This window comes from Paenibacillus sp. FSL W8-0439, assembly GCF_038008995.1.
GTDB classification, from domain to species: Bacteria; Bacillota; Bacilli; order Paenibacillales; family Paenibacillaceae; genus Paenibacillus; species Paenibacillus polymyxa.
In genome coordinates, this window is record NZ_JBBPAK010000001.1 from 2745549 (window position 1) to 2767757 (window position 22209).

General features: G+C 38.0%; 13 protein-coding genes. 12 read left to right on the forward strand and 1 reads right to left on the reverse strand.

Features of this window, described 5'->3' with window-relative positions; all coding sequences use genetic code 11:
- Positions 1–679: 679 nt before the first annotated feature.
- Positions 680–2587: a carbohydrate-binding protein gene (locus MKX36_RS11755; RefSeq protein ID WP_340864715.1), complete on the forward strand. Its 1908-nt coding sequence runs from the start codon at positions 680–682 to the stop codon at positions 2585–2587.
- Positions 2588–2784: 197 nt separating this feature from the next.
- Positions 2785–3498, forward strand: a complete 714-nt coding sequence (bglS, locus tag MKX36_RS11760; RefSeq protein WP_016820936.1) for a beta-glucanase — start codon at positions 2785–2787, stop codon at positions 3496–3498.
- 135 nt (positions 3499–3633) lie between these two features.
- On the opposite strand, the gene MKX36_RS11765 is transcribed toward bglS, so the two are convergent.
- Positions 3634–4644: an AraC family transcriptional regulator gene (locus tag MKX36_RS11765; protein WP_340864716.1), complete on the reverse strand. Its 1011-nt coding sequence runs from the start codon at positions 4642–4644 to the stop codon at positions 3634–3636.
- A gap of 430 nt (positions 4645–5074) precedes the next feature.
- Here MKX36_RS11765 and MKX36_RS11770 point away from each other — a divergent pair, with 430 nt between their 5' ends.
- The 10 genes from MKX36_RS11770 (at position 5075) to MKX36_RS11815 (ending at position 21971) form a co-directional block, all read left to right on the forward strand.
- Positions 5075–6055, forward strand: coding sequence for a family 43 glycosylhydrolase (locus MKX36_RS11770; protein ID WP_340864717.1), 981 nt, complete (start codon positions 5075–5077; stop codon positions 6053–6055).
- 15 nt (positions 6056–6070) lie between these two features.
- The gene (locus MKX36_RS11775; protein ID WP_340864718.1) at positions 6071–7444 is read left to right on the forward strand and encodes a PTS transporter subunit EIIC; all 1374 of its coding nucleotides are present in this window, start codon (positions 6071–6073) and stop codon (positions 7442–7444) included.
- Between the two features lie 36 nt (positions 7445–7480).
- Positions 7481–9904 carry a glycoside hydrolase family 3 N-terminal domain-containing protein gene (locus tag MKX36_RS11780; protein WP_340864719.1) on the forward strand — a complete coding sequence of 808 codons (2424 nt, stop codon included), beginning with the start codon at positions 7481–7483 and terminating at the stop codon, positions 9902–9904.
- Positions 9905–10036: 132 nt separating this feature from the next.
- The gene (locus tag MKX36_RS11785; protein ID WP_340864720.1) at positions 10037–11218 is read left to right on the forward strand and encodes a serine hydrolase domain-containing protein; all 1182 of its coding nucleotides are present in this window, start codon (positions 10037–10039) and stop codon (positions 11216–11218) included.
- Between the two features lie 57 nt (positions 11219–11275).
- Entirely contained in the window at positions 11276–12145 is an 870-nt protein-coding gene (locus tag MKX36_RS11790) for an SMP-30/gluconolactonase/LRE family protein (RefSeq protein WP_340864721.1), read from the forward strand.
- Between the two features lie 670 nt (positions 12146–12815).
- Positions 12816–15482: a glycosyl hydrolase gene (locus MKX36_RS11795; RefSeq protein ID WP_340864722.1), complete on the forward strand. Its 2667-nt coding sequence runs from the start codon at positions 12816–12818 to the stop codon at positions 15480–15482.
- A gap of 86 nt (positions 15483–15568) precedes the next feature.
- Positions 15569–16117 (forward strand): PTS sugar transporter subunit IIA, encoded by a 549-nt coding sequence (locus tag MKX36_RS11800; RefSeq protein WP_340864723.1) that lies wholly within the window; start codon positions 15569–15571, stop codon positions 16115–16117.
- 318 nt (positions 16118–16435) lie between these two features.
- A complete protein-coding gene (locus MKX36_RS11805; RefSeq protein ID WP_340864724.1) occupies positions 16436–20080 on the forward strand; it encodes an S-layer homology domain-containing protein in 3645 nt (1214 codons plus the stop codon).
- A 268-nt stretch (positions 20081–20348) separates the two neighbouring features.
- On the forward strand, positions 20349–20801 hold the full coding sequence (locus MKX36_RS11810) for an RrF2 family transcriptional regulator (RefSeq protein ID WP_340864725.1): 453 nt from the start codon (positions 20349–20351) through the stop codon (positions 20799–20801).
- Between the two features lie 468 nt (positions 20802–21269).
- Positions 21270–21971 carry an SDR family oxidoreductase gene (locus tag MKX36_RS11815; protein ID WP_340864726.1) on the forward strand — a complete coding sequence of 234 codons (702 nt, stop codon included), beginning with the start codon at positions 21270–21272 and terminating at the stop codon, positions 21969–21971.
- Positions 21972–22209: the final 238 nt, after the last annotated feature.

Genomic DNA, 22209 nt, shown 5'->3' on the forward strand with positions numbered 1-22209 from the left:
CGATAACCAGGTTGAAGAGACAATGCTTCTGGATCTTCCTCATCGGAACGATACCGACGGTAGTTATCTTGCCTTAGTAAATCGGCGCTGTCCAACAGAGGAGAGCGCCCGATTTTAGAAATAACCTAACTCAACTTTCGGTGGACCAAGCCTAGATTGTGATGTATTTAGCGGGTGGTTTTTGCTCAATAGCCCTAACAGACAGTCTGCCTTTAATTTGCTCGCCTACAATCAAACTCAACCCATTCAGGGCAAATATTATACTTAAACGGTTACGGAAAAACGTCAGTATTTCACAGAGCAAATCGGTAGGTTACATCCCTTTTGGTGTGCTCTTTTAAATTAGAATGATATTGTTATATTTGATAGAGTATGGTATGATCATTCCAAATAAATCCATTATTATGAATCGAATTACATATTAGTACTTAATATTTTATATTCTATACTTTATTCAATTAATACTGAAGTTCACAGCATAAGGACAGAGATAAGTAAGTATTGACTTCTCTTGTAGGGCGTTTCCAAACAATAATTTGTAAGCGGTTTCAAATTATTTCTATCCCTTACCACTCTTTACGTCAGTTCTCCTTGCGGGTAGAGGTCTGAGCATATTCTTAAGCTTGATAAATTTACGGATAGCTCAGCTTTAGACCATATAAAAAACGGAGGTTATGTTATGATTAGAAAATGTCTAGTTTTATTTCTTTCCTTCGCTTTATTGCTCAGCGTCTTTCCCATGCTAAATGTAGATGCTGCCAATCGACCACTGGCAAGGCTACCTGGAAATTCCAATCCTCTAATGGATCATAAATTGGGAGCTGATCCCTATTCATTGGTGTATGATGGAAGAGTGTATATTTACATGTCAAGTGATACGTACGTGTATAACAAGGATGGATCGATTAAAGAGAACGACTTCAGTGCGCTGGATCGTATCCAGGTCATATCCTCTACAGACATGGTGAACTGGACGGATCACGGAACGATACCAGTCGCAGGTGCCAACAACAAAAACAGTGGAAGAGGCATTGCCAAATGGGCCTCTAACTCTTGGGCTCCAGCAGTTGCGCATAAAAAAATAAATGGCAGAGACAAGTTCTTTTTATATTTTGCCAATGGGGGAGCAGGTATTGGTGTCCTAACAGCAGACACGCCTATCGGACCTTGGACAGATCCCCTTGGCAAAGCGCTTGTGACACATAGTACACCTGGGATGGCTGGCGTGACTTGGCTTTTTGACCCTGCTGTACTGGTAGATGATGATGGCACGGGATACCTGTATAGCGGTGGAGGAATTCCTAATGAGTCGGATCCGGCTTCCATTGCAAATCCTAAAACCGCCAGAGTCATCAAATTAGGCGCAGATATGACCAGCGTTATTGGAAGCGCCACCACTATAGACGCTCCTTACCTGTTTGAAGATTCCGGTATTCATAAATACAACGGCAAATACTACTATTCGTACTGTATCAACTTTGCCGGAACACACCCTCAACAGTACCCTGCAGGTGAAATCGGTTATATGGTTAGCGACAACCCGATGGGTCCCTTCACTTATAAAGGTCATTTCCTAAAAAATCCGTATACGTTCTTCGGCGTTGGAGGCAACAACCACCATGCTGTATTTAATTTTAAGAATGAATGGTATGTCGTATACCATGCCCAAACGGTCAGCAAGGCTCAAATTGGAGCTGGAAAAGGCTATCGCTCTCCGCATATTAATAAGCTGGTGCACAAGGAGGACGGAAGCATCTCTGAGGTGCAAGGGAATATGACAGGAATAGCTCAGCTATCCAATATGAACCCATATACCAGAGTTGAAGCGGAGACCATTGCCTGGCAAGCAGGCGTTACGACCGAACCCACACAAGCCAGTGGCGGCCCGATTAGCAATCTGAATGTGACCAACATCCATAATGGGGACTGGATCGCTGTCGGGAAGGCTGATTTTGGCTCTGCCGGAGCGAAGACATTCAAAGCTAATGTGGCCACTAATGTCGGTGGCAACATTGAAGTACGGCTTGACAGTGAAACAGGTCCTCTAGTCGGCTCCTTGAAAGTACCTTCAACTGGAGGTATGCAGACCTGGAGAGAAGTAGAGACCACGATCAATAATGCAACGGGGGTTCACAACATCTATCTGGTGTTTACTGGGTCAGGCAGCGGCAATCTGTTGAATTTGGATGCCTGGCAGTTCACTCCCAACACGGGAGGGAATACGATAACCAAGGTTGAAGCCGAGAATATGAAGATTGGCGGCACTTATGCAGGCAAGATCAGTGCACCGTTCGACGGGGTCGCTTTGTATGCCAATGCTGACTATGTATCATATTCACAGTATTTTGCCAACTCTACGCATAATATCTCAGTGCGGGGGGCTTCAAGCAATGCTGGTACTGCCAAGGTGGACTTGGTTATTGGCGGAGTAACTGTAGGTTCCTTCAATTTCACGGGCAAAACGCCGACTGTACAAACCTTGTCCAATATTACTCACGCTACTGGAGATCAGGAGATCAAACTCGCCTTGACGAGTGATGACGGCACTTGGGATGCCTACGTGGATTTTATTGAATTTTCATTATGATCGCTCATATAAACAGTAGTTGTTTTGGAGCTTTTGCAAAATCGAGGGACCCGCCCTGTTATTCCAAGAGAACGCTATTAGCGGGTAAATGTCCAGGCAAGCTCTATTATTTGGTTTTCGGCAGATCATATTACGTTTGCTGGAAACCACGTTCCACAACTTTCATTCATATTTGAAATTGTTCTTGGAGGTGTATGATGAAGAAGAAGTCTTGGTTTACGCTGATGATCACAGGTGTGATTTCTCTGTTTTTTTCGGTAAGCGCATTTGCGGGGAATGTGTTCTGGGAACCATTAAGTTATTTTAATTCAAGTACTTGGCAAAAGGCAGATGGGTACTCCAATGGGCAGATGTTCAATTGCACTTGGCGTGCCAACAATGTTAACTTTACGAATGATGGAAAGCTCAAGCTGAGTTTAACGAGTCAGGCGAACAACAAATTTGATTGTGGGGAGTACCGATCAACGAACAATTACGGATATGGCCTGTACGAGGTCAGCATGAAGCCTGCTAAAAACACGGGAATTGTCTCATCCTTTTTCACGTATACAGGACCTTCCCATGGCACACAATGGGATGAAATAGATATCGAATTTTTAGGAAAGGACACGACAAAAGTACAGTTTAACTATTATACCAATGGAGTCGGTGGGCACGAGAAAATTATCAATCTTGGCTTTGATGCTTCAACGAGCTTCCATACCTATGCTTTCGATTGGCAGCCAGGGTATATTAAATGGTACGTTGACGGTGTTCTGAAACATACAGCAACCACGAATATTCCAAGTACGCCAGGCAAAATTATGATGAATTTATGGAATGGTACCGGAGTAGATAGCTGGTTAGGGTCATATAATGGAGCAAATCCGCTGTATGCCGAATATGACTGGGTAAAATATACGAGCAATTAGTATGATTACAGCAGAAGAGGCAGCCCTATAGGGCTGCTTTTACCTATCCAGGGAGAGATAGCTGAATAGACCCCGCTAGGGGATTTTTTTGTTAGCATAATGATGTTATGAAAAACTTCAAAAAAGCAAATGTTTTCACTTAAATTTTTGAATAGATTTAGAAATAGAATTGTCTCGAAATTCTTTTGGTGTTACACCAAAATATTCCTTGAACTTTTTGTAAAAGAAATTTAAATTGTTATAACCTATTTCGTTTGCGATCCCATAAATAGGAACTTCAGTATTTTCAAGTAAGATAGAAGCTCTAGTTAACTTTTGAAGTAATATAATTTCAGAAAAAGATCTATTAGTAGTTTTTTTAATTAAATTACTTAGATAGTTTGGATGAAAATTGAAATGCTTAGCTGTGGAAATCAAAGTACATGTCATATAATTTTTCTCTAAATAGTTAAGTATTTCTATAACGGGTGCATTATTTAATGATTTAGAGTTAGAGTGGCTAGAGTCGTACTGAAATACCCTCAATAATTCAGAAAATATAAGCACCATAAAGCAATCAATGATTTCATTTGAACATAAAGATTTATCAAAATATTCACAAAGAAGCTCTCTTATATATATAGGGATTTTTTTGTTATTTTCGGAATTAAATATTATATAATTATCATGATCCCTCTTATCAGAAATAGCATTAATTAAAAACTCTGAGATAATGCCTTTACTTGATAGCCTGCTAAGAAAGGCAGTTGAAAAGTATTCTTTACTCATTAATATATTTATAATAATGTCATTTTCAGTAGTTGGTGAAATAGAATGAGGAATTCCTGTATCTATAATAGATATCTGTCCTTCTTTCAGTTTTACAGTCTTATCTTTTATGACCTCTGTAAATTCTCCTGAATATACATAACTAAGTTCGATATAAGTATGAACATGCATGGGTACTTCAACAAATCGTGTATGTTTACGTGGGGTGATATTTTCGCCCATATTCATATCATTATCATCAAATAAATAAGCATCATGCCCTTCACAGTTAATTATCTCCATTTTTTTATATCTTTCCGATATAACAGGATTTGATTTATATTTTAGCTCTTTTTCTGTTAAAACTCTAAGCATTCTATCTAATTCATCGTGATTCATAGTTGAAACCCCTTTCAAGGTTAGTCATTATATAGTAGGTTATGATATTAAAATCGGTCAGTCAATATGTGTTTATTTGATATTAAAGAGCAATTAAGAAAATGCTATCCTTTCTTCAAGGGAATTATTTAATAGCTTCCTTGAGGTCACAAATATAGAGACGTCTATATAATTTCATCTAAAACTATAGTTTTTATCAGTTAGTATATCCAACGAAAACACTCATTTTACAGAAAACGTATTTATTGTCAGTTGACTTATTATTAAGTGTGAACAAGGAGCTATATGAGTGTTGAAAGGGGTAATTCCTGTAATTAAAAAAGAGACCAACATTAAGTTTCAATATAGGATATATTTAAATTTTCCGTATTTAGATCTAATAATATAAGAGTAGGGATTAACTATTATCTTTTATAAGGAGAAGTTTTAAATGTCTAATTCTATTCGACCAGGTCAGGTTTGGCTTGATACAAAAGGTAAGCGTATACAAGCTCATGGTAGTTCTGTAATGTATGTAGATGGTGTCTATTACTGGTATGGGGAAAATAAGGAAAATACAATTCCGGGTAGTGGCGTTTGGCATAATGGTGTTAATTGTTATTCATCTGAGGATTTAATAAATTGGAAATTTGAAAAAACTATTCTGAAGGCGCCTTCAGATGTTAATAACCCGTTACATCCTTCTAGAATTATGGATCGTCCCCATATCATTTATAACAAAAAAAATGAAGAATTTGTAATGTGGATGAAATTAGCAGGGACAGATGAGAATCCACGAGATTGGAATTATCAATATATGGGAATTGCAACATCGAAAAGTATTAATGAAGAGTTTAAGCTTATTGACACAATAGTTCCTTTAGATATGAGCAGTGGTGATTTTGATTTGTTTGTTGATGATAATGATCAGGCATACATTATCTTTGGAAAAGTTCATACAGAAATTATAATTGCAGATTTAACTGACGATTATAAAAATTTAACAGGAAAATATTCAACGCATTTGCATTTTAGTTCACCTCCATTGGCACGTGAAGCGCCTGCTATCTTTAAAAGAGAAAATGAATATTTTATGTTTACGTCTGGGACAACTGGTTATTATCCTAATCAAACGCTCAGTGCCAAAGCAGATAATATGCATGGACCTTGGTATATTATTGGAGATCCGTGTATAGAGGATACAGAAAAGAACACTTTCAATTCCCAAATAAGTAGTGTATTTAAAGTACCTAATCAAGATTTATTCATTGCGATTGGGGATCGGTGGGTTGTTGACTTAACAAGAAAAAAAGAGAAGAGTTCATGGAACATTAATACAAGTGAGTCTGATTATGTCTGGCTACCTGTAGAATTTAAAGGGAATATCCCAGTAATCCAATGGAAATCGGAATGGAATCCAAACAATTTTTAATAAGGGGCAGTTTGTATGAATTTAAAAGATTCAGCAAAAGAAATCATTGAAAAAGTTGGAGGACCAGAGAATATTGTAAGTGTTACGCACTGTGTAACCAGATTGAGATTTGTTTTAGCTGATGAATCAATTCCCAATGATAATGAAATCAAAGGTATTGATAAAGTACTGGGTGTTATGAAAGCTGGTGGGCAATATCAAGTAATTGTCGGTAATGTTGTTAAAGATGTTTATGCTGAAGTTGATTCTATATTAAAAGGCAATGCTAATGAAGATCATATCAAGGAAAAAATTGATAAAGTTAAAACAAAAAATAAAACAAGTTTGATTAATAGGCTATCTAGATCGCTTATGAAAATGATTTTTCCATTAGTGCCAACAATGGCCGCGGTGGGTATTATTAAAGGTTGTTTGGCTATATTCCTTATGGCAGGCGTATTGCAGACAACAGATGGTACTTTTATTATTTTGCAAAATATAAATGATGCTTTCTTATACTTCTTACCCATAATTGTAGCATTTTCAGTTGCGAAAACATTTGACTCAAACCCTTATGTTGCTGCTGCAATAGGAGCATCACTGGTATTCCCAGGTATTGTAAAATTATATGATGAGGGTACAGCTTTAACGTTTTTTAAAATTCCAGTTATTTTAACATCATACGGTAATTCGATTTTTCCTGTTATGTTTAGTACTTTTATTGCTGCAAAACTTGAGAAGTATCTAGAGAGGTTCATACCACCATTTTTAGAATTCCTTAAAATTATGATATTACTTTTGGTAATGGTACCTTTCACATTCATGGTGGTTGGTCCGATATTTGTAAAAATAAGTGAGTTATTAGCGAATGGTACTATGGGAGTTTATAATTTGTTCCCTTTAGCTACTGGTGTAATATTCGGTGCCTTTTGGCAGCTTTGTGTGCTTTTTGGATTACATTATGCGTTTATTCCTATTTTGACCGATATCACCCTAAGAAATGGTTCTAATGCGTTGAGCCCGATTTTAGGTATGGGAGTTTGGGCATTAGCTGGAGCTGCACTTGGTTTTGCACTTAAGACTAAACGAAAAGAAAATAAAGCTACTGGTTATTCAGCAATGACTTCTGCACTGTTTGGTATTACTGAACCAGCCATATTCGGGATTGCTTTGCCATATAGGAAACCGTTTATTTGCGCAATGATTGCTGGAGGAATTGCTGGACCATTGAATACAATTTTAGGAACAAATCAATTTTCGCCAGCTGCTGTTGGAGGAATTTTAACATTTGGTGCCCAAATGGATCCAAGTGGTGATCCAGGTCCACTTATAGGATTTTTCATCTGCTTTTTCGTGAGTTTTACTCTCAGTGCAGTTTTAACATACTTTACAACGAGAGCGAACGATTAGCTTAGAAGCACTGAAGTAAACAGGGAGGATTTATCAATGAATGAATTTAGATATAAAGATATAACATTGTCGTCAGAAGAGCGTGCTAAGGATTTAATTCATAGAATGAGCATAGAAGAAAAAGTTGCTCAGTTGCAATGCTATAACCCTAAGGATAAAAATGGTCCGAATTTAGAAAATTCTTTTCACTATGGGGTTGGTGCAATAGCTTTTTTGGCTGCTGCATGGGATGATTCGAAAGAAATGGTAGCCGATAAGCTTAGAGACTATCAAAAAAAAGTAATGGAACGTAGTCGATTTGATATACCTGCTCTTTTTCATATTGAAGGATTAACTGGAGCATTGATGCCAGAAGCAACAAGTTTTCCTACAGGCATTGGTAGAGGCTCTGCCTGGGATCCAGAACTTGAGTATGAGGCAGGGAAAATAATAGGAAAAGAAATGAGTGCAGTTGGAATTAAACATGCTTTAGCTCCAGTTCTTGATGTTACTCGAGATGCACGTTTAGGTCGTCAAGGAGAAAGTTATGGAGAAGATCCTACTCTTGTTTCTGCACTAGGAACTTCCTATGTTGTAGGTATTCAAAATTCTGGAGATAATGATGAATACAATATTATGGCAACTAGTAAGCATTTTATTGGTTATCATGCTGGACAAGGCGGAATACATGCAGCAGCTACAAATGTTCCTGATAGGGAGCTGAAGGAGATTTTCGGAAAGCCGTTTCAATCTGCAATTAGCAAAGGAAATCTTCGCTCAGTCATGAATCAATACGGAAGTGTAAATGGTGAGCCAGTAGCTGCATCTAAATATTTATTGCAAGACCTATTGAGAAAAGAAATGGGCTTTGATGGGCTACTTGTCGCAGACTATGCTTCTATTGAAGAGCTTTTTACACGAATGAAAGTCTGTGAAGGAAAGAATGAAGCTGCAGTAAAGGCATTGAATGCTGGATTTGATTTAGAATTACCAACACCAAGTGCTTATGGGGACAATTTAATTCAACTATTGGAAGAAGGTACAATAAATATTCAGCTTCTAGATGAAACAGTATTAAGAGTTTTAACTGAGAAGTTTAGACTCGGAATTTTTGAAAATCCATTTCCTTCTTCATATGAAAAAATAGAAGAAGTATTTAATAAAGAAGAATCAAAAAAAATTAGTTTGAAATATGCAAGAGAATCATTAATTCTTCTCAAAAATAATGGAATTTTACCATTAGATGCAGCCGATAAAAAAATAGCTATAATTGGACATAATGCAAGATCTACAAGAAGCTTATTCGGTGGGTATTCATATGGTAGCGTATTAGAACTTGCTATGGGTGCTAGAAATACGATGGCAGGTATTGAAGTACAAACAGATGACGTGCTTTGGAGAAATAAAAAGAAAGACACATATCCTGGAAGTATTATTGATGTAGAAATTCCAAAGCTTGAACAAGTTGCAAGTAAAGCTTATAAGCATTGTAGGAATATTTTAGAACAGTTTAAGCAATGTTGTCCAAACTCTGATATTCAATATCAGTATGGTTATCCGTATGTAGGTAATGATACTCGTCATCATGAAGATGCGTTAAAACTTGCGAAAGAATCTGATGTTACAATTGTTACGGTTGGCGGAAAATATGGATGGGGAACATCATGCTCAACAGGAGAAGGAATTGATTCAAGTAGTATTAATCTTCCTCAATGCCAAGAAGAGTTTTTAATGAAATTAGGCGAGAGTGATATTCCTTTTATAGTTGTTCATTTAGATGGGAGGCCTATATCTAGTGATGCTGCTGATAAATATGCTTCTGCAATTATTGAAGCATGGAACCCTGGGGAGTTTGGCAGTCAAGCTATTATAGAAACAATTCTTGGTACAAATAATCCAAGTGGTAAACTTCCAGTTTCTGTTGCATATAGTTCGGCTCAAGCGCCACTTTATTATAACCACAGTCAGGGATCAAGTTATCATGTTCAAACCGGTTCCCCATTTACTAGATATATCGATCTTCCCCATACTCCAAGATATTATTTTGGTTATGGTTTATCGTATACTACATTTGATTATCATAATCTACAAACAGAAAAATCAAAGATAAAACCATTTGAGAAGTTTCATATTAGTTTTGAAGTAGAAAACTCAGGGGATACAGCTGGTGTTGAAATTGCCCAAATCTATGTATGTGATAAAGTGGCATCTTTAGTTAGACCAGCACAGGAATTGGTTGGATTTTGTAGAATACCTTTAGAAGCTAAACAAAAGAAAAAAGTAGATTTCTATATTGATCCTAGTCAACTTGCATTCCTAGATGAAGATTTGAAATGGAAGATAGAAGCAGGGGAATTTGATGTGATGATTGGCTCTTCTTCGGAGGATATCCGGTTAAAAACGAATGTCTATATTTTAGAAGATGGCTACACGCAAAGTAAGAATAGGGAATATTACGCCTCTTATAAAATCAGTGAATAGGTTCCCAACAATTAATTAAATATGCAATCGGTAAGATATAGCAGGTTAGTATATAATCTGCTATATCTTATTTTCCAATTGTTTTATAAAAGCAAAGTAACAGTAAATAGTAGGAATATGGAGGGGTCCAAAATGATTAATGATACAGAAATCAGTCAGATAAAAAAAACTTTAAGAAATAGCATAGACAATGACTACATAGCCGGCGCAAATTTAATGATTATCAAAGATGGAAAAGAAATTTTCTACCATGAAGATGGTTGGGCAGATAAGGAAGCTGGAATTCCAATAAAAAGAGATTCCATTTTCAGACTGTATTTTATGACTAAACCTGTTACAGCTGCTGGTGTAATGATACTACTAGAGCGAGGCGATATAGATTTATATGATCCAGTAAGCAAGTATATTCCTAGTTTTAAAAATCAGATGGTTGATGAGGAAGGCAAGCTGGTTCCGGCGGTACGTGAAGTAAATTTAAAAGATTTACTTTCAATGACCTCAGGCTTGGTATACGGCGGGGATAACAGAGCTGGTCGGGATACTGAAGCATTATTCATAGAGATAAAGAATAGGCTATTAGGGGATTCTCCAATGAGCACTGTGGAAGCTATGAGCAAACTAGGAGAATGCGCCCTTGCCTTTCAACCGGGAACTTCTTGGAATTACGGGACCTCTGCAGATGTACTCGGGGCTGTTATAGAAATAGTTAGTGGTAAAAGTTACGGAGAATTTTTAAAGAAGGAATTATTTGAACCGCTAGGAATGTGGGATACTGGTTTTTGGATACCATCAGAGAAAAGGCACCGTCTTGTAAGAGCATATGAGGACAATGGACTAGGTAAATTACAGCCTTATACCGGAAATAATTTGGGTATTATTAATCAGATGGATATGGATCCGGCATTTGAATCTGGAGGAGCAGGACTTGCCTCTACAATAGATGATTACTCAAAATTTACTACAATGCTTATGAATGGAGGAAGTCTTGACGACGTTCAGATTTTGCGGCCTAAAACAGTGAAATATTTAACGTCAGGAACTTTGAATGAGATGCAGCAGAAAAGTTTTGACGAATGGCTAACGTTAAGCGGACACAGTTATGGCAACTTAATGCGTGTAATGACAGATTGCAGTAAAGCTGGAGATTTGGGATGTCTTGGGGAATATGGATGGGATGGTTGGCTTGGGGCATATTTTTGTAATTGTCCAGAGGACGATTTAACATTCCTATTCATGATGCAAAAAAAAAATGCGGGAACGACGACACTCACTAGAAAGCTGCGCAATATTATTCTAAGTTCATGTTGCAAATAAATCCAAGTTAGTTTTTTGTTTCTGGAAGTAATGTATATTGATAAGGAGATGTATATTATGAATTATGAAACTAAAATTCTTTTGGATGAACTGGTGTGGGGTGAAAGTCCACGCTGGCACGAGCGTAAACTCTGGTTTTCAGATATATTTGGTAAAAAGGTGATGAATGTTGATATCAACGGCAAGGCTGAGATCGTTGTTGATGTGCCAACCTTGCCATCTGGATTAGGATGGCTTCCTGATGGTCGGTTGCTTATAGTTTCAGGAGATGGCCGAATATTGCGGCAGGACCCGAGTGGGCCGTCGGCAGTAGCAGACCTTAGCAAGTTAGCAGTGGGTATTAATGACATGGTAGTCGATCATAAGGGACGTGCTTACGTTGGAAGTTATGGTTATGACGTACGGTCTTATAAGCCTGGCCAAGAAGTAGAAGCATGGATAACACTGGTTACCCCAGAAGGGGATGTGCGTGTTGTAGCTGATGAAATGATTTGTCCCAATGGAATGGTTATTACTTCTGACGGAAATGTGCTTATAGCGGCTGACACGTTTGCGAAACAGCTTGTTGCATTTAACATTGAGGAGGATGGATCACTAACAGGACGCCGTGTCTGGGCATATATGGAAGCTGGTCCTGATGGGATTTGTCTTGACGCTGAAGGTGCTATCTGGGCTGCTACTCCGAATAGGGGTGAGGTGATTCGTTTACGTGAAGGTGGTGAAGTAACTCACCGCATAAAAGTATCAACTACACCTTTAGCATGCATGTTGGGAGGACCTGAGCGCAGGACATTATTCATTGTCACAGTAGATGCGCATAATGATTTAGATGTAGATACCTTAAGTAACCCTGAGGCTGCTCAGATTAAACGCGGCTCTCGAATTGAAATTGTTGACGTAGAGATTCCAGGTGCAGGTCTGCCATAAATTTCTAACGTTATTTAAATATTAAAAAGCTGACATGTCTTTAATTCAGAAACCTTTTCCGTGTGCTTTATCAGAAAAAGTTAGTTGATATTTATTAAAAACTTTAAAATATATACTGGACGAAACCAAAACCTAAGCTATTGATACTACGAATTATGGTATCAGTGCTTAGGTTTTATTATGCTAGTTTACAGGGAATTTAAATTTTCGATTAAAAGAAGGAACTCATGGCTAATCAAAAAGCAATATTATGCGCATAAAAAGCACACTACCCATAGATATATTTTATAGGGTTATTTTTGTTTCAAGTTTAGTGTGAGAAAAAATATTAAGATAGGTCAGTGAATACGTGTTGATTTGATATTTTAGAGTATTTGAGAAGATGATATCCTTTATTTATATAGATCATACGCATTTGGTGGTACAGAGGACAATATACATATTTGAATTAATTCAAATATATAAAAGCCCAATTTTCAATGTTAAAAACGAATAAGTTTATTATATGTTAGATTTGGTTAGTTATTTTCTTTCATTTTGATATTGAAAAATGACTAAAGTATTGATACTACATGAAATAATTTATTTTTAATTGATATAAAATGAACTGCTATTTTACTTACATAAAAAGGTAATTAGTAGATAGTATCAAGAAAGGAAAGAATAATATATGAAGAAATTAGATGAAGTTTTAGAAAATAGGGAAAGTAATTATTTAATGCCTTTCTTCTGGCAGCATGGTGAAGAAGAAGGTGTATTACGTGAATATATGAAAAAAATTAATGAATCTGGAATAAAAGCTGTATGTGTGGAATCACGTCCTCATCCTGATTTCCTGGGACCTAAATGGTGGGAAGATTTGGATGTGATTATGGATGAAGCAAGAAAACGTGATATGAAAGTCTGGATTTTAGATGATTCTCATTTTCCAACAGGTTATGCCAATGGAAAAATTAAAAAGGATTATCCAAATCTACAAAAATTATTTTTAAAAATCCATCAGCAAGATTTTGCAGGTCCATATAAAGATGCAGGAATTATTGTAAAGTGGGCAGCCAATGGTTCAAGAGATGCTGTCATGAGCGTGGGAGTAGAAAAGTCTAAAAAGGAAACAAGCAAATTTAACTTGGAAGATAAGATCATAGGAGTAATTGCAGCGAAGATAATTAACAGTGATGAAATAGATCCTGATACTTTATGCGATATATCAGACAACCTAATGAATGGCGTTGTTTACTTTGATATTCCAGAAGGGGACTGGAGAATTTTTACTATTGTACAAACCTTCAATGGTGGAGAAAAGTCTACAGAAGGTTATTTGAATCCAATTGATCCAAAAGGAACACAAGTATTAATTGATACGGTTTATGAAGCACACTTAAGTAGATATAAAGAAGATTTCGGAACAACTATTGCTGGATTTTTTTCAGATGAACCACGTTTTGGAAATGTGAAAGGACCCAACGCTTCAATTGGAAGATTTGACATGGTATTGCCATGGAGAGAAGATCTGATAGACCTATTGCAAAAAAACACTTCAGAAGAGGTTGTTAAATATTTACCCTTGTTATGGGCGAATGGAAAGTCAAAAGAAAATAAAATTAGATATTTATATATGGATTTGATAACTAAGCTGTATTCTGAAAATTTCACGCAAAAGTTGGGGGAATGGTGCAGAGCCCATAATGTTGAATATATTGGGCATGTAATAGAGGATAATAATGCACATGCCAGATTAGGCTATGGAGCAGGTCATTTTTATAGAAGCTTGTGGGAACAAGATATGTCAGGGCTAGATGTAGTATTACATCAAATATTGCCCGGAATGGATAAAGGTTATTTTAAATCATGTACATCATCAGGTTGGGATGGTGAGTTTTTCCACTATGCATTGGCTAAAATGGGAGCCTCTTTGGGTCATATGGATGAAAAGAAAAAAGGACGTACAATGTGTGAAGTTTTTGGAGCTTATGGTTGGGGTGAAGGTTTAAAACTAATGAAATGGATAACGGATCATATGCTTGTAAGAGGAGTAAATTACTTTGTACCACATGCGTTTTCGCCAAAAGAATTTCCAGATTTAGATTGTCCACCTCACTTTTATGCTCATGGTAAAAATCCACAGTTTAGATACATGAAGATTTTAAATGATTATACGAATAAGATTAGTCATTTGCTGACAGATGGAGTACATGTAGCACCAGTAGCTGTCTTATATCATGGAGAAGCAGAGTGGTCAGGCGAATATATGCTGTTACAAAAACCAGCTAAAGAGTTAATGCAAAATCAAATTGATTTTGATATAGTGCCCACTGATATATTAATTTTGTCTGAAATTAAAGATAAGAAACTTATTATAAATAACGAATCGTTTTCAGTGCTAGTCGTACCGTACTCTGAATCTTTACCAAAAAAACTAATAGAAAAACTATTAGTTTACTTAGAGGCCGGGTTTAAAGTTTATTTTATAGATGATCTTCCAAAGGGTTCTAGTGAAGGTATTAATATTGATAAGGAACTTCGAAAATTACAAGAAGTTGAAAATTGTAAAGTAATAGGGCTTGATAATTTAGTAACTGATTTAAAAAATTCAGATATTTATGATATCCAAGTTTTTGATCAGCAACCATACTTAAGATATTATCACTATACCCATCAAGATGGAGATGTATTTATGTTCTTCAATGAACATCCGTATCATTCCATTAATACAGTGGTTGAAGTTCCTTTGTACTTAGATGCATATATATATGATGCCTTTGAAAATAAAGTTCTTAATTTGAATTTAGAGAGAACTCAAAAAGGCAGCAAGTTTAAATTAAACCTTGAAAAATATGAATCTAAAATAATTATTTTTAGTAAAAACATAACTGCTAATATCGAATCTATAATAACGGATAAGCAGCAGATCGATATTCAGGAGATCAGTGGTGAGTGGAAAATTTCGTTATCTACCTCTGAAAAATATCCTGAATTTGAAACCACTACAGTAATAGATCAACTGGTTAACTTAGCAGCACCGAATTTATACCCTGATTTTTCAGGTACCGTTAGATACGAAATTGACTTCAACGTAAGTAAAAACTTTGAAAATGCATTTATATTCATAAAAGATGCCTATGAAATTGTGAATATTTCCGTGAATGGCTGCCATGTTGGAAGTAAAATATGCCCACCCTATAATTTTGAAGTGAGCAATTGCTTAAGAACGGGGAGTAATAATTTAGTAATTGAAGTGACGAATACTTTAGAAAAAGAGCAAAAGGACTTTTTTTCACAGTACCTTATACATGAACCAACTGGCATTACGGGTTCTGTTAATTTAGTGCTTTACTAAAAGCTAATATTATAGCTTCAGTCTAGAGCGTTTTTATATAAAATATTATGCTAAATCTCTTATTAAATTACAGAGGATGGGTCCTTATGAGTTTTTCAGATTTTATTAAGAACATGTTTAATACAAAAGATAAAAAAGAAATAGTTAAAAAAGATCCAGTACTTAATAATAAACAAAAATCAGAAATAATATACAGCCCATTAAGTGGTGAGGCTAAAAATCTTAGTGAAGTAAATGACATCACATTCTCCCAAGAATTAATGGGGAAAGGAATAGCAATTGAGCCGTCTATAGGTAAAGTTGTTTCGCCGGTTAATGGGGAAATTGCAGCGTTCTTTGTTACTAAGCATGCTATTGCATTGAAGACCGACGATGGAGTTGAGATTTTAATTCATATAGGCATTAATACAGTTGCTTTAAAAGGCAAATATTTTGTACCTCATGTAAATGAGGGGGATCGAGTTAATATCGGAGACCTATTAGTAGAATTTGATGTGGAAGCTATTAAAAAGGAGGGATATGAAGTTATAACTTCTATCGTAATTACTAATACAGATAACTATAGGGATATCAAGAAAACGGATAGCAATAAGATATTAGCAAAAGATAGGCTGATGGAAGTTATATCATGCTAGTAGGTGAAAGGTGGAGGAGTAAAATAAAGCAGCCACCAATATAAGCATTTTCAGTGGGACCAAACAACGTAGGAATATTGAGGTGTTACTTAATCCAATAGGAAAATGCCTCAATTTTCCGACGTGATTTGTACAGCTGTGCAATTTGTTCAACAACGGAACTAACAAATGGATGTACAGAGTCCAAATGGAGTCTTATGTTCGTTACAGTGTTCCTTTTAATATAGATAAAAATGAAAACGATTACAATGATATGGAAACGCTTACGTTAAGGTTTTTTTTATATCTGATGTGTAGCGAAAGGAAGGGGAATAGTTAATGAGGAAAAGCAAAATCATCAGTGCAATTTTAGCGGCTCTATTATTTTTGGTAGCAAATACGACGCAAATCAGCGCAAATTCAAATTTTTCATTAGCTATACATGATCATGTGGCTAATACCTCAATTAGCGATTATGAAAGAATGGAAAACGCGGATCTGAGCGGACTGGTGTTATCGAGCGGCACGCTGACTCCTGCTTTTGCAGCTGGAACAACCGAATATAGTGTGAATGTTCCTTACGATGTAACCAGTATTTCGGTAACAGCCAGCGTCTATGACAGCAACGCCACAATGAAAGTAAACGGGAAACCTGTTGCAAGCAGTCAGGCAAGCGACCCAATGAGCTTGAGCGTTGATAATAATAACATCATCACCATCGAAGTAACCGGACAAGAAGGAATGATGACGAAACTATATAAGGTGACCGTGACGCGAGTATCAGGTTCACCTTCATCATCGGAATGCACACCGCAAGAAACGGGAGGGCCTCTTTGGGTCACAGCAGCGTGTATCGACTCACAGTATAATAATCCAGTTATTGATAGGGAGGTTGACCTAACATCTCCAGTTCCGCATCATAAAGTGTCAGGCCACTTTGAGGGTACTGATGCGAAGTTCAACTTTTACTTGCCGCCGAAAGAACAGTGGAAGGGCCGCTTCTTCCAGAAAGTATATCCGCTTTATGATGAGAATGCCTTTGATAGTCATATTGCTTTCGGCGCAGCCAGCGGGGCTTATACGGTTCAGACGAATGCAAGTAGCGGATATCGAATTGATGCAGCCGCGGCAAAGTTCTCTAAGGTGTACGCGGCGGATTACTACGACACTGACGATTATATCTATGGATATATATACGGTGGAAGCGGAGGCTCTCTTCAGACGATTGGTGCAATTGAAAATACTAAGGGAGTGTGGGACGGAGCAGTGCCATTTGTCCCGGTTGTACCAACGTCCATTCCAAACAATGGATTCATATTGGCCTATGCGAACTTTGTGCTCAAAGACAAGGATTTACAGCTAAAGGACGCATTGAGCCCGGGAGGTAGCGGTGACCCTTATTCCAGTTTGAATGACATGGAGAAGGCAGTACTGCAAGAGGTGACGAAGTTGGGAGTTCCTTTAAGAGGGTTGGAGGGGGCACTCAGTCAGAACGATCTTCAGAGTCTCCTCTTTGGTTTCGGAGACACGATTAAATCGATGGATAGCACCTATGTTGAAGATTTCTGGAACAAGCCAGGCTACCTAGGTACGGAACAATCGGATCTCGGAGATTTGTTCCGCAGCGCCAAGATCGATCAATGGGCCACCATTACTCAGGTTAGCCGGGACAAGCAGAATGCACCGACAAGCGTTTCTCTTGATAATGCGCCATCAACACTGCCTCGAACCGGTGCAGATTACACACTTTATACAGCTGACGGGACGACGAAGATCGGGACACTAAAAGGTTCGTTTGATCCGACTAAGAAAGTCTTCACGATTGGGAGCGAAAACTCCAATAGCGTATTAAGCGCCCTAGAAAGCGGTGCCAAACTGCATATCGACAACCGATGGCATCTTGCGTTGCTATCGTACCATCGTCACCAGGTTCCGAGCGGACCCAACTTTTATTCCTGGGATCAATTTAGAGCAGCTGACGGAACTCCCATTTATTCTCAGCGTCCTATGGAGATTGGCCCCATGATCATGAGTGGTGTTGCAGGAGGTGGCTCACACAACGGGCATATTCAAGGAAAAGTCATCCTTATCTCAAACTTGCTCGATATGGGATCTTTTCCTTGGCATTCGGACTGGTATAGTGCAAGGGTGAAGCAGTATCTCGGTGAAAGCTTTGATGATCATTTCCGTGTCTGGTTCAACGACAATGCGGATCATTACGATAATGGGGCAAGCACTTATACTGTTGTACAATACGATGGCATTCTCGAACAGGCACTTCGTGACCTAAGCGCTTGGGTAGAACAAGGGGTGGCTCCTGCAGAGTCAACCCAATACAAGGTAGTCGATGGTCAGATCAAGTTGCCGGAGAGTGCTGCGGAACGTAAGGGGATACAGCCGGTCGTCGATTTACTTGTTAACGGCACAACTAAAATTCATGTTAAGACCGGCCAACGTGTCACCTTCCAGGGCAAAGCTGCGGTCCCTCCTGGTAACAGCAAGGTTGTGAAAACCGAATGGGACTTCGAAGGTACGGGGAACTACAAGAAGGTATCCTTCGGTACCCCTGAGGCCTCGGTAACGGAGTCGGTATACTTTACCTATACCAAGCCCGGGACCTACTACCCAGCCCTAAGAGTGACCGCACAGCGTGATGGTGACGAAGAATCACCCTTTACACGAATTGAGAATTTGGAACGTGTTCGTGTAGTTGTAGAAGAAGAACAGAAAAATGCAGGGAACGGAAAATCAAGCGAAAAAGAAAATTTCTTAGAAAGTATACAAAACAAGGCTGGAGAAGAGAACTCTTTAGGAAGCATACAAGACAATGCTGAGGTGAATAACGGTAAAATAAGAGTAAAACCGACGATCAATGCTAATGGAAAAGCAACTGCTCAACTGGACACTGAAACTGTTAAGCGTGCACTCAAACAAACAGATGGAGACAAACTTGGAATTAAAGTAGATGCAATTGAAGATATGAATGAAATTGAAATTGAATTTCCTGTTGATGCATTGTTAAGCAATGGAAAATATTTAATTAATAATTTCGAAATCGAGACAGGATTAGCTAAATTAAATGTATCTTCTAAGTTGATTTCTAAAAGTTCAGCAGAGGCAAAGAATGTGAAGGTTTCTGTGACTAAAGTAAATTCATCCAGCCTATCACCGAAGATACAAATTCCATTGAGCGATAGACCAGTTTACAGTTTTAGTTTGGAAATTAACGGTAAAAAGGTAAGTGAGCTTGATGGAAGAAACGATGTTCAAGTGACAATACCATACAAATTGAAATCAGGTGAACAACCTAATAAGATGGTCATCTACCAAATTAGGGATACTGGAGATTGTGAAATTGTAGTTAATGGAAGACTAAACAAAAAGACAGATGGGATAGAATTTAAGCCTAAGCGATTGGGTAAGTTTGCAGTAGCTTTTACGGAAGTAAACTTCCAGGATGTAACAAAAGAATGGGCAAAGGAGCCGATTGAGGCTTTAGCTGCAAGGGGCGTTATCACCGGAACAGGGGATGGAAAGTTCAATCCGGACGATAAAGTGACGAGAGCCGAATTTATTGCGATGCTGATGAATGTTTTTGAACTAACCGATAGCAATGCGACAACGACCTTTTCAGATATCAAAACAGGCGTATGGTACTATGATGAGGTTGCTACAGCACAACGGTTAGGTATTGTTAAAGGCAGACCGGATGGTGGTTTTAGTGCGCAAGATGAAATCACGAGACAGGATATGACTATAATGGCTTATCAAGCAATGACATATGCCGGGCTGACATCAGATAGTGAAATCCCATTAGGATTTGTAGATGCAAATACCATTTCTTCATATGCGTTAGAAGGCATTACTGCAATGCACAACGCTGGAATAATAAACGGAATGGATAATGGAGAATTTGCACCAAAGTCTAAATCAACCCGTGCGCAAGCTGCAGTTGTAATTAATAATATTCTCTTCTCATTATAACGTTTGTTTTACAGAGGCTTACCCACTATCATACGATGGTAGGTAAGCCTTACTTCTTATAAACGTGCGTTGCTAGATACAAGATAATGAAGGTCCATGAGGGTTAGTCGTCTTATACATCTAAAAACCTGGTACGAAAAATACGGGGATTTTACTCAACGCAACAAGAACCAATGCTAAAATTTAAGTCCTCCCTTGTATATAGATGTTTCATTACGTATAATGTGCTTATATAGGTTGCATTTTAAAATGAGAAGGTGGGAGAAAATTGAGTACAGCGTCTCGGGGTGTTCACATTGGTCCCCCTCGTCTAAAAATAGCGATTCATGCCATTGTTTGGCTAGCCAAAAGTGGTAGCATGATCAGCAGTGCGTTGATAGCGAGACAAGTCGATTCGCATGCCACCTTTATTCGCAGAGTTATGCAGTCATTGAACAATGCTGGCATTGTTGAATCAAAAGGCGGACGAGAGGGTGGATATTTTTTAAAAAAATCTGCAGCAGAGATTACAATAGGCGATATATACGAAGCAATCAGTAGTATTTCGAATGATGCTGAAATTAAAGTGGATTGCGGAGATGATGGAGAAAATTTAGATGTTGAGCAGTTAGATGTTGAACTTGAAAAGATTCTCCAGGAAGCTGAATTAAAGACAATTGAGTATTTGCGAAGTTATACGATTGCTCAATTAATGGATCGAGTCCAATTTTTTAAAGAATAATAAAGCTGGATAGCTAACACTAAGTTGCAGAATCAAATGCAACTTTTTATTAGAATAAATTGTGCTTAATAAAAGCACATAAAAGATATAGGCCTCCATGATTATTACTTTAATTGGTGTAAGTGAAACTATTGGCAAGTTCATGCTTGAAGACGGCTAAGTGATTAATATGTCGGTCTTGCCCACCTTGCCGGTGAGAAGATAGGTGTCAATACACAATGCGTCAATTAAATTAATCGAGGAGGTGATAATATTAAAATGAAATAGTTATAGTTACAAATGCCAAGTGAATTGCTTGCACGTGGATTTACCAGTTTAGTTTTTACGGAATCGCCTGGCGAACAGAAAAATGCTCAGATCAGCGGAAAAAGGTATCAAAACTCCTGTGTATCTTGCCACTTTGCCTAACCTTCAGGGTGTAAGCGGGTTTACACATCTAAAGAAGATGAAAATGAGGAGGATATATGTATGAGAAGAAAAATTGCAATCGTTACGGGAGCGAATCGGGGCATCGGGTTTGAAATTGCCAAACAGCTAGGCAAGCATGGTGTCACTGTCATCATGACAGCTCGCAAAGAAGACCAAGGGATGGCGGCCTGCGACAAATTGAAGCAGGAAGGGCTTGACGTTCATTTTCATCAGCTTGATATGACTAACGAGTCCAGTATTCGTAAGTTGGCTTACGACATGCGGGAGCAATTCGGAGTCGTTGATATTCTGGTTAATAATGCAGGCATCTCTATCGATGGTAATAAGGATACAACAAATATCGATTTGGAAACGGTTCGAACTACAATGGAAACGAATGTCTACGGTCCACTTCTCTTATCGCAAGTGCTCATCCCTTTAATGCAAGAAAGTGCAGACGGCAGAATCGTCAATGTATCCAGCAGCATGGGAGCTTTAAATGATGGTATGGGCGGCGGGTATTTTGCATACAGTATGTCCAAAACTGCCCTGAACACGCTTACGTTAAAACTGTCAGCAGACTTAAGCAGCAGCAAAATCACGGTAAATTCAATGTGTCCGGGATGGGTTCGTACCGATATGGGCACTGCCGACGCTCCGAGATCGGTTGAGCAAGGGGCTGATACGGCTGTTTGGCTGGCGACGGGCGATGTAGGAACGACCGGCAAGTTTTTTAGAGATCGCTCCGTGATCAGTTGGTAACATAATAGTCCCTTTTATACAGGTGATATCATAGATGAAAGCTTTAGTTCTGGATCAATCGGGGCATCCTTATTGTCTGTAAATAATAAAGTTTTAGACTGTACGGAATCGCTAAACTAAATGGCGATAGTTCAATGAGTTTCACCTGAAAATGCCGAACTCTTTGTGATAGAGTTCGGCATTTTTTGGTTCTCCCAGTCTAACATAATTATTAGCCGTCTATTCTTGTAAGTGAGCC

Excerpts from the sequence above, each read along its gene's own strand:
- MKX36_RS11780 (WP_340864719.1), top strand. The coding sequence starts at position 7,481 with ATGAATGAATTTAGATATAAAGATATAACATTGTCGTCAGAAGAGCGT.
- bglS (WP_016820936.1), top strand. The coding sequence starts at position 2,785 with ATGAAGAAGAAGTCTTGGTTTACGCTGATGATCACAGGTGTGATTTCT.
- MKX36_RS11765 (WP_340864716.1), bottom strand. The coding sequence starts at position 4,644 with ATGAATCACGATGAATTAGATAGAATGCTTAGAGTTTTAACAGAAAAA.
- MKX36_RS11785 (WP_340864720.1), top strand. The coding sequence starts at position 10,037 with ATGATTAATGATACAGAAATCAGTCAGATAAAAAAAACTTTAAGAAAT.
- MKX36_RS11815 (WP_340864726.1), top strand. The coding sequence starts at position 21,270 with ATGAGAAGAAAAATTGCAATCGTTACGGGAGCGAATCGGGGCATCGGG.
- MKX36_RS11795 (WP_340864722.1), top strand. The coding sequence starts at position 12,816 with ATGAAGAAATTAGATGAAGTTTTAGAAAATAGGGAAAGTAATTATTTA.
- MKX36_RS11775 (WP_340864718.1), top strand. The coding sequence starts at position 6,071 with ATGAATTTAAAAGATTCAGCAAAAGAAATCATTGAAAAAGTTGGAGGA.
- MKX36_RS11805 (WP_340864724.1), top strand. The coding sequence starts at position 16,436 with ATGAGGAAAAGCAAAATCATCAGTGCAATTTTAGCGGCTCTATTATTT.
- MKX36_RS11770 (WP_340864717.1), top strand. The coding sequence starts at position 5,075 with ATGTCTAATTCTATTCGACCAGGTCAGGTTTGGCTTGATACAAAAGGT.
- MKX36_RS11800 (WP_340864723.1), top strand. The coding sequence starts at position 15,569 with ATGAGTTTTTCAGATTTTATTAAGAACATGTTTAATACAAAAGATAAA.
- MKX36_RS11755 (WP_340864715.1), top strand. The coding sequence starts at position 680 with ATGATTAGAAAATGTCTAGTTTTATTTCTTTCCTTCGCTTTATTGCTC.
- MKX36_RS11790 (WP_340864721.1), top strand. The coding sequence starts at position 11,276 with ATGAATTATGAAACTAAAATTCTTTTGGATGAACTGGTGTGGGGTGAA.